The organism is Pseudomonas sp. GL-RE-26, assembly GCF_019956275.1.
GTDB lineage: Bacteria > Pseudomonadota > Gammaproteobacteria > Pseudomonadales > Pseudomonadaceae > Aquipseudomonas > Aquipseudomonas grandcourensis.
Window position 1 is genome coordinate 131,024 of sequence record NZ_JAHBDI010000007.1, and the last position, 8,789, is coordinate 139,812.

Sequence of the window (8,789 nt, forward strand, 5' to 3'; positions counted from 1 at the left end):
CCCGCTCAATGACGGGTCTTGGGTTTGCCCAATGGGCGTGATTAGGTGGCGTCGGATCGGTACTGGAATGATGCGGCGACCGCCCATGTGTTGCCCTCGGGGATGCCGGGACCGGGCTCTACCGGTGTCAGCGTCATGACTGTCAGACCTGCCTTGGTGTATTGGGCGTACAGCGGGAACAGGGTGGCCAGTTCGTCGACGATGCCCTCGGCCTTGCCGGTGCCAGTGCCAGACGGCGTCACCACGCTGACCTGAAACAGCCCGGTATAGGCCCTATGGTCACCGCCCAGCGTCTGGCTATTGGTTCCGGCCGGCAGCGTGAAGGCTGCAAGATAGGTCTCGCCGTCGGCAGGCGTGAAGGCCACATCTTCATAGGCGATGCGCAACGCCGGCACCCTGGTAGCCGCCCACGCAGCGAGCCGGGCCTCATAAATCTGGCGGATGATCTTGTGGCTCATACCTGATTATTCCTGACTGCCTCGTTGACGATCTGCTGGAAGCGGGCCAGGGTGACGCGCACCATTCCGCCCGGCGCCTGCGTCGAGTGGCCGTACTCCAGCGGGATGGCATAGGGCAGGCTGTTCGTGATGTACGCCGTCTGCCCCGCCGTGAAGACGCCCGCAGCAGCAACGATCCGGCCCAGTGTCTCAGTGCCAGTAGGATCGACGTTCAGGCTTGTGCTGTTGTCCGGCGTCATCAGGCTGAATTGCCAGTTGCCACGGAACCGGCCGGAGTCGACTGGCGACATCTGAATCAGCGAGCCGGCAACCTCGATGATGACCTCGCGCAGACTGGCGTCGATGGCTTCCGTTGCCTGCTCGGCGAACTTGGCCAACTCCAGGGCGAAGCCTCCAGACTTTCCGCCGTACTTGACCTGCATGTTGTTGGCCATCAGACGCGCACCTGCAATTCATACAGCAGCGGAGTGCCGGCCGGGTTGATCTCTTTCAGCGGCGGCACGATTGACCAGGTCTTGCCGTCGGCGATGACCTTGCTCAGCAGTGAGGGCGCCGAGGTCAGGCCCTTGGCGGCCAGCTTGAGCTTCTTGTCACCCTGCTTGATGAGGCTGTTCGCCTGAAACTCCAGACCGGTGTAGTCGGCAAGGATGCCCTGCCCCACCTGCTCGGTGATCGTCTCTGGCGTCGTCTCGCCCAGTTCCGGGTCATACCCGCCCGGCGTCACGGTGCGCAAGGTAACGGCCATGCCGTACTGGCTGATCAGGCGCAGCGCCGTCGCAGCCATTCGATCGTAGAACGCGCTCATGGTCAGGCCCTGATGGCGAACAGGCCTTTGCGGGCGATGTACGCGGTGAACTGAAGGCTGCTCGGGCTGGCCGTGACAGCGGGCTTCTGGCTGGCTGCGGACGGCGCAGCGTACTGAACGTCAACCGCTCCCTCGACACGCTCCTTGGTGACAGCACCGGTGCGCTTGTCGACCGGGTCGATGTCGTCAGTGTGGATCTCGGCGGCAAGCGCCATCTGCCCGCTTTTGATGCGGACAGGAATGGAATCGGACGGCAAGGTTCGCTCGTCGATGGTTACGTCTCGGCGTGGCCACGACAGGGCCTGATCGCCGTTGGTGCGGGCGCCCTTCCAGGTGTATCCGTCCATGGCCAGAGCAGCGCGGCGCAATAGGGATTCCTGGCCTGGCGTATCTGCCGGGATGGCCGCGCCATAGTTCGCAGCGTAGGTGACCAGTTCAGCGGCCGTGGCAAAGCTGTCGGCGTCCAGCTTCCCGGTGCCGTCCTCGATTATGAGCGTCATGGATCAACTCGCTGGAATGATTTTTGAACAAGTGGCCACCGGCTTACCGGCAGCCGAAGTGTTACGCCGTGGGCAGCTCGGCGATGAGCTTTTCCAAGGACTCTTTCGAGGCATTGGCGCGGTACGTCACGCCGGCGGCATCGAGCTTAGCCTTCAGAGCTTCGACTTCCTGGCCCTCGGTCTTGAGTGCAGCGAGCTCGTTACGCAGTTTCTCGTTTTCCAGGGCAAGCTCGTCACGCGCACCAGCCAGATCTATCATCTGAAGCCGGATGCCATCGAGCGCTTGAAACAGTCGGATTGCGAGCTCGCCGGCTTCCGGTTTTTCAATCTCGCCAACGTCGAGCCCATCAATAACAGAGCGGACCGTATCGCTTTCGATGCGCAGCTTGCCGATCAGGTCTTCCAGTTCAGCCTGACTGTTGCCAGCGCCAACAACCAGTACCGGATGCTGCTCGACTTTCTTCAGCGTCACTTCGGGTGTATTGACGGCTTCGTCGTCGCGACCCTCGGTCACGTTCGCGTCGATGATGCGCAAGCCATGCTCCTTGGCCAACGCCTTTACGTCTTCCTGGTACTGGTGGAACGGGCCGGGCAGATACCAGATGTTTTTGTTGCTCATGATCTCGTCCTCGTCGAGCCGGGCACTAGCCCGACTCAGATATCAGGGTTACTTGGAGGCATCACCGATCAGAGCAACACCAGCGGTGTGCTTGATGCTGGTAGCGGTCTTGTCCCAGTTGGTGCCAGTCGTCAGTTCGGCGTCGGTTGGCGACTTACCGCCGGTGGTGGTATCCCAGGTGTAGCCCTTGAGACCCAGGCCGAAGGTATAGTCGGTCTGCAGCGTGGTCTCGATACGCTCCTTGCCGTTGACCGTCTGGACGTTGCTGATGATGTCGCGACCGTCGTGGACCAACGCTGCACCTTGGACCAGGGACAGGATGATTTCCTTGTTCGGGGTGCCGGCCTGCATCAGCGCCGGGGCGTCCGTCACAACGGAGATCTTGCCGAGAATATCCACCACTCGGACGTTGCCCGCCTGGAAAAGCTGCTGCTGGTTCGCCAGGTTCTGGCCGACCAACTTGTGGTAGCTGGTGCCCTGCATCACCTGGGTCACAAGGTTCTGGCTTGCGTCGCCGAATTTCGCATGCGCGTTGTTCAGGCCGGCGTAGGTGATGCCTGCGGTCGCGGACACGTCGTTGACCGCGGCGGCCTGGGCGGTGATCGCGGCAACCAGAGCAGCGATTGCAGTGTTCAACTGGTCCTTCAGCAGGATCTCAGCGAACGCGCGGCTCGCAACCTCGATGCCTTGCGCGGTTGGGCGCTCCAGCCAAGTCATCTGCGATGGCTCATAACGGATCGGACCGAAGCCGCCGGCGACTTTCACCGAGGTGTTTTTCAGTTCGGTCAGGTCGGTGGCAGCGACAGCAGCGTTAGCGCTGTAGCGATCCACGCGGCGCTGGGCAGCAGCCAGGGTCTGGAAAAACGACTCTTGGAGGAAGTCGCCAGTGAAGCCGTCCGGGGACAGCACGATCGCGCCACGGCTAGCGGCGTTGAAAGCGGCGAGATACTGATCCAGCGTCTCGAGAGTCGCCGGCATGATGTATTCGTTGAAGACCTGCATTTGCGACAGGGACATAAGTTATTTCCTTACGATTGAGGGAGATCTGGGAACCGGCTTGCGATTGCCGCCGTGCGTTCCTCTTTGGTACCGCCGATTTTTCCTTTCGCGGCCCCGCCGCCATTCCCAGCACCGGCCGCCCCGCCGCCAGATGCTTTGCTTCCCGCGATTAGTGGCGCGAACGCCGTGTTGTTTGCGAATTCGGCTTTCAGCTCGTCAAGCGTTGATGCTGAGAGCTTGCCCTGCTTGTCGAGGACGACCACGACGGGCTTTCCATCGCGCTGTTCAACACTTAGCCGTCGCTCAATGTGAGGCAAAAGTGCTTCTGCACTGCCGGGGATTGCCAGCGCAGACGCGATGTCAGTAGCGGTACGGCCGACAGTCAGATCCCGGATCTGCCCGCTCAGGCTGCCACGCTCCTGTTCCAACATGCCGTTCAGCTCGGCTTCACGGCGGTTGTACTTTTCAGACCAGGACTTTTCGAGCTCTTCGACGTTGCCGGACTTGCGGGCCGCCTCTTCGCGCTCGGTGCGGGCTGCGTCCTCAGCTTCGCGACGGGCCTTCTCGGCCGCTTTCTTCTCGCTCAGCAGTTCCTCGACCTTCGACTTAAGGCCGCTCACGTCCTCGGATTGCGGCAAGCCTTCGATGCCCAGCACGAATTTGCCGTCCTTCTCGACGTACAGCGCTTTTACGGAGTCGTCGACGCCTTCCAGAGTGTCCAACTGATACTTCAAGCCCATTTGTTGTCTCCCAGAGACGATTTGCGGACCCAGCCCGCAGATATAAAAAAACCCGCACTTGGCGGGGCTTGGTGATTTGATTCAGGTCAGTCGAACAGCTGCCAGTCATCTGCAAGCATGTCGGTCTGGCTCGGCGCCCAGGACACGCGGGCTCCATCCGGGTAAGCCTTGCTGTGCACTGGGTAGCTCAGGCGAATAAAGGCCAGATCGACGCCGCTGGCCGGGCGATACTCCAGCCACATGCCGGCGCCATTCCATCCGGACCGGGTAACGCGCTTACCCAGCTTCAGCGCCTCAATTGCAAGGCCGAAGCTCATGCCGCTGACTGGCCGATACGCGCCATCGAACTGCGCCTTGGGCGACCAACTGATGTAACCGGTGTGAGCCGGATGGTTCGGCGCGCCACCATCGGTGTACTCGACCAGATAGCCGTCGTCGGCTCCGTTCTCGTCGGCGGGGAGATCCCAGCCTCGGTATTCGTTGTAGGCGAGCCGGGTCATTGCGAGGGCCAGAATGATTTTGGTGCCGATGAAGCGCTGATTCATTGGTTTCTCCAATTGGGTTTATCCGCGACACGATTTGCGCGTCGGCGTTTTGTGTCGCACTACAGTCCGGCGCGCTTGAACATTTCCGGCTCAAGCTCGCGCATGCGGTCCAGGGTGATCGGCTTGAAGTTCTTCCCCAGTTGCAGGGCAGCGAACTTGTCAGCGTCGAGGCCGCCATTAATCAGCAACTTGGCGCGATTCGGCCCGATGGCCAGTTCGATGAAACTCATCGGCTGGGTCTTGAGCCAGGCGTAATAGGTGAGGCTCGCCGGCACCTGGCCGTTGACGCTCGCCCGGGTCGCGCCCTTGCCGAACATCTGGCTGAACTTGGTCAGCAGGATGAAGCTGGTGCGGCAGTTCGGATGGAACGGTGGCCGAGGGCCTGAGTCGACCGGGTAGACCTGATGGTCGATTGACCGGCAGAACGGCGTGGTCTTGCTGTCGAGGGTGGCGATCAGTTGGACTCCTGACACGAAGTCGTCATTCGCCTTGGCCACCTCGTTGCGCGCCTGACCAGCGACATGCTGCACCGACGTGCGCACCACCGTGGCGGCGTTGCGTTCGGTCGTGGCGAGGATGCCGTCGGAGTAGGCGAGCGCCTTGGTGCCGCGTAACTGGCGAACGATCTCTGCGTTGGTCTGGCCCTCGAACCAGCCCTGTCGGATCGCCCCGCTGATCTTCTCGACCTCGGCGCGAGACCAGTCCTTGATGAACGCGTCGAGCAGCTTGCCGCCTCCGCTGCCCTTGATGCTGAGCGGGTTCTTGAAGGCTGCGGTCTTGAGCGTCTGGAGCGCTGGCACAGCCGCGTCGAGGCTGATGCCGACCGGTAGCGTATTGGTCAGCAGCTTGGCTTCGAAGCTGGCCTGCGCCTGCGCAATGTCCATCAGGTCGAGCTGCAACTGATCGGTGTAGCCGGCGAGGATGTCGGTCAGGACCGTGTCGACTTCCTTCAGCAGCTTGTCCAGGCGCGCCCGGGCGAAGCCTGTCAGCTCATCGCCGCTCAGCCGTTCCCGGATGCTCTGGTCGATCTTCACCAGGAAGGGGGTGAACTTCTTCGCCTCCCCCGACTTCAGCCGCTCCAGCATGACCATGTTGCGGATGCTGATGTCGAGCTGCTCGATGGTCGTCATCACTCACCGTCCAGGGCCAGGCCCGCCGTGCTGGACTCCAGTTCGCCCCGGATTTCCTCGTCGGTCTTCTCGGCGTTGATCACCCCGCGATCACGCAGGTATTGCCAGAAGTCCGACTCAGGCACGCGGCCGGCCTGTACGGCATTGAACAAGGCAGACATGATCGCTGCGTCCAGGCTGACCTGGGTGAAGTCCTGATTGACCTTGTAGATGGTCTCGCCAGAGGCGTTCGAAAACTCAGCCATCCAGGCCAGGCACTGACTGTATGCCTCGCTGACGTTGCTCACGATCAGCGACAAGACGCTATGCTCGGCGGCGCTGTCATTGTCGGCCTGGGTTGCGGTCTTCACCGCGCTGCCTCGCTCGATCAGCCGGGCGCCGAGGGAAACCATGTCGTTCCTCTTGGCATCCATGGCCTCTTTTACGAGGGTATTTGGCTCAGGCTGGGCGAACCCGCACGACCCGTCCTTTGGTAGCGTGAGCGGCGCACGGGAGCCGACATAGATGCCGTTCGCCTCCAGGTGATCGCGCCACGCCTCGTCGAGTCCAGAAATCCAGAATTGAGGCTGTCCGGCAAAGTAGGCGGAATCCTCATAGTCCGCGCTGTTGTGGTAATGGCCGATGTTGATCTCGGCCATGTCGTACAGCGGGGAGTCGTCAATCGATGAATCGTTGTTCTCGCTGCCGAGGAACTGGAACGGGATCACGCGCCACGGCTGGCCGAGGCCATTCAGCGGGGCAAAGGGTGCGGTGACCATTGCCGTCTGGCTGGAGCCTTCTTCCCACACCTCTTGCGTATAAACGCCGGCGGCATCCAGCCGTAGCACCCGGTATTGGACAATCTGCTCACTACCAAACCCGTCATCGGTGTCGACATCCACCGTCTCGCGCAGCACGACCAGGCTCAGCAGGTGCTGGCCGCCGACTTGGCGAGTCTTCCAGTTGATGATGGCCTCGGCCGGGTAGCTGGCAATGTTCGCCCGAGCACGACCGGATTGTTCGTCCGCCTTGCTCACGGTGCCCGCTTCGACAGCGACGTAATCCACCAACAGCCCGTGCCGGCCGACTTCGAGCAAATGCCCGATAACCGACTGCGATTGCTGATAGATGCTCACGCCCTGCCCGTCGATGTCTTTCGACACATAGTCGAGAGCACTGGGAACAGTCAGTGTGGGCCAGGTGCGGAACGCCGCCCCGACCAGACTGTGCTTCGTCCGGCCGGTGGCGTTGTAGAACACCGCGCGCTTTTTGTAATCCTCATAGCGAGCCTTGTTGTCGGCGCTCACGTCAGTGGAGTTAGGTCGCGGCAAGTACAGATCGCCCGCCGCCTTGATGGTTTCCGAGCCTTTGCAGACGTCGCGCACCAAGCGCCAGCGGTTTTTCGCCGCGACGTACTCGGGGCGGGTGAAAGTGACGTCTGTCATTAGCGTGCGAATCCCATTTTGATTGATTTGACCGGCTTCCTTGCGCTCTTGGCCACGGCGAAGTAGCGGAAGGCGTCAGAGCCGTGCGATGTCCAGTCGTGCAGCGGGTTGTCTTTCCAGCAGCCGCGCTTGTCGTCCCACTCCTTGCGGTAGCCCTCAAGACAGGCGATGCCTTCTTCGCACTTAGCGTTGTCGAACACGCACCTGGGCAGGATCTCACGCGCCTGCTCGATGCCGTCATTGACGCCGAGCTTCGGCACGACCTGGAACGTCATGCTGTATTTCTGTCCGTCGATCTCGTAGCCCTCACGGGCCAGCTCGCGGCGGGTCTTGGCATCGCTACCAAATTCTCGGTTGTCGATGTCGTGCGGCCCCCAGTGCTCGGAATAGGTGTAACCCCGATCCTTGAGCACCTTCATGTAGTGCCGCAGGCCTTCACCGCTGTTCTCGTAGTAATCGATGACGTGGTATTCGTCGCCGATCTGGCGCACGAACCAGATGGCCGTGGAGTCGCCGACGCCGATATCCCAGAAGGTCATCACCGGCTGATGGCTGTTGTTCGGAACGGTGCCGATGCGCTGATTCAGGTAGAGCTTGGCGAACTGCTTGGCGTAGTAGGCGCCCTCAACCGACTGCTGGAAGGCCTCGGCCGGTATCGACGGGTATTCCCGCTTCATGTCGTCGCCGAGCGTCTTCTCCTTGGCTGCGTACCAGGCCCGCTGACCGTCGTTCGTGACGATGCCGTGCTTGGCGTGCAGTTCGTTGAAGTAGTCGGTCAGGCGCTGCGGGATGACCGCCGTCGCCGGGTCCAGCCAGTACAGCGGGTTACGCCACCAGCTGAAGAAGAAGAATTTCCAGTCGAGCAGACCCAGGGGCGCGCCGCTCAGTTGCTGCTTCTCGGCGCTCTGCGAGTAGTCGAAGAAGTACCCGGCCCGGCCTTCCGCCGTCGATTCGATGGTGACAAAGCAATCTGCTGCCACCGCCTCGAAGGCGCCAGTGACGATTTCCCGCGCCTTGTGCGGATACTTGGCGCAAATCTTCCCGAACTCGGAAACGTGCAGATAGCGCAGCGTGCCGCCCCGGAAGGACGTACTGACGTAGAGCGAGCCGCCTTTGCTGAATACCAGTTCGCCCGCCGCGTCATTGCGCGCCGGGTTGGCCGCCTTGATCTCGGCCGGCAGGTTGTCGTAGGCGTATTTGATCTTCTCCCGGAACAGGCGCTTGGCGTCCGTCAGGGTGTGAGCGATCAGTGCGCACTTGGCAGCCTCGAACAGCGCAGCATCCAGCTGGACGATGCAGACCAGCGTCGTGAACCCCAGCTGACGAGCCTTGAGGATGATGTTTCGGGTGTGCATGCCCTGGAAATAGTCGATCTGCTCCTGCGTCATGCGGAAGCGGACCTTCTTACCGTTCTTGTGAGGGTGTAATTAGTTTTGTGTAAACGGTCATTTGGCAGGAGACTGCCTACCCCAAGGAAATCCAATGACCGAGCCAAAATCCAAGCGCGCCAAACGAGTCAAACCTGATCCTGAACTGGTTAAATTGGCCGACAGCCTGCTGAGCAATTAC

10 protein-coding genes and 1 pseudogene are annotated in these 8,789 nt (G+C 61.3%); all 11 read right to left on the minus strand.

Translation table 11 applies throughout. The features are described from left to right. Positions 1-41: 41 nt before the first annotated feature. Entirely contained in the window at positions 42-458 is a 417-nt protein-coding gene (locus KGB07_RS05545; protein ID WP_223464856.1) for a phage tail terminator-like protein, read from the minus strand. Further along, positions 455-892, minus strand: a complete 438-nt coding sequence (locus tag KGB07_RS05550; RefSeq protein ID WP_223464857.1) for an HK97 gp10 family phage protein — start codon at positions 890-892, stop codon at positions 455-457. Before KGB07_RS05550 ends, KGB07_RS05545 begins: the two co-directional genes overlap by 4 nt. After that, positions 892-1,263, minus strand: coding sequence for a hypothetical protein (locus tag KGB07_RS05555; RefSeq protein ID WP_223464858.1), 372 nt, complete (start codon positions 1,261-1,263; stop codon positions 892-894). The genes KGB07_RS05550 and KGB07_RS05555 overlap by 1 nt, the downstream gene beginning before the upstream one ends. Before the next feature lie 2 nt (positions 1,264-1,265). After that, positions 1,266-1,763: a DnaT-like ssDNA-binding protein gene (locus tag KGB07_RS05560; RefSeq protein ID WP_223464859.1), complete on the minus strand. Its 498-nt coding sequence runs from the start codon at positions 1,761-1,763 to the stop codon at positions 1,266-1,268. A 61-nt stretch (positions 1,764-1,824) separates the two neighbouring features. After that, a complete protein-coding gene (locus KGB07_RS05565) occupies positions 1,825-2,382 on the minus strand; it encodes a hypothetical protein (protein WP_223464860.1) in 558 nt (185 codons plus the stop codon). Positions 2,383-2,430: 48 nt separating this feature from the next. Beyond that, the gene (locus KGB07_RS05570) at positions 2,431-3,399 is read right to left on the minus strand and encodes a major capsid protein (RefSeq protein ID WP_223464862.1); all 969 of its coding nucleotides are present in this window, start codon (positions 3,397-3,399) and stop codon (positions 2,431-2,433) included. Between the two features lie 11 nt (positions 3,400-3,410). Continuing rightward, positions 3,411-4,121 (minus strand): hypothetical protein, encoded by a 711-nt coding sequence (locus KGB07_RS05575; RefSeq protein WP_223464863.1) that lies wholly within the window; start codon positions 4,119-4,121, stop codon positions 3,411-3,413. Between the two features lie 86 nt (positions 4,122-4,207). Then, positions 4,208-4,666: a DUF2829 domain-containing protein gene (locus KGB07_RS05580; RefSeq protein ID WP_223464864.1), complete on the minus strand. Its 459-nt coding sequence runs from the start codon at positions 4,664-4,666 to the stop codon at positions 4,208-4,210. 59 nt (positions 4,667-4,725) lie between these two features. Continuing rightward, positions 4,726-5,796, minus strand: a complete 1,071-nt coding sequence (locus KGB07_RS05585; RefSeq protein WP_223464866.1) for a minor capsid protein — start codon at positions 5,794-5,796, stop codon at positions 4,726-4,728. Then, positions 5,796-7,220, minus strand: a complete 1,425-nt coding sequence (locus KGB07_RS05590; protein ID WP_223464867.1) for a DUF4055 domain-containing protein — start codon at positions 7,218-7,220, stop codon at positions 5,796-5,798. The genes KGB07_RS05585 and KGB07_RS05590 overlap by 1 nt, the downstream gene beginning before the upstream one ends. Then, positions 7,220-8,635 (minus strand): annotated as a pseudogene (locus KGB07_RS05595) (terminase); the annotation flags it as partial. The pseudogene KGB07_RS05595 and the gene KGB07_RS05590, both read right to left, overlap by 1 nt. Between the last annotated feature and the right edge of the window lie 154 nt (positions 8,636-8,789).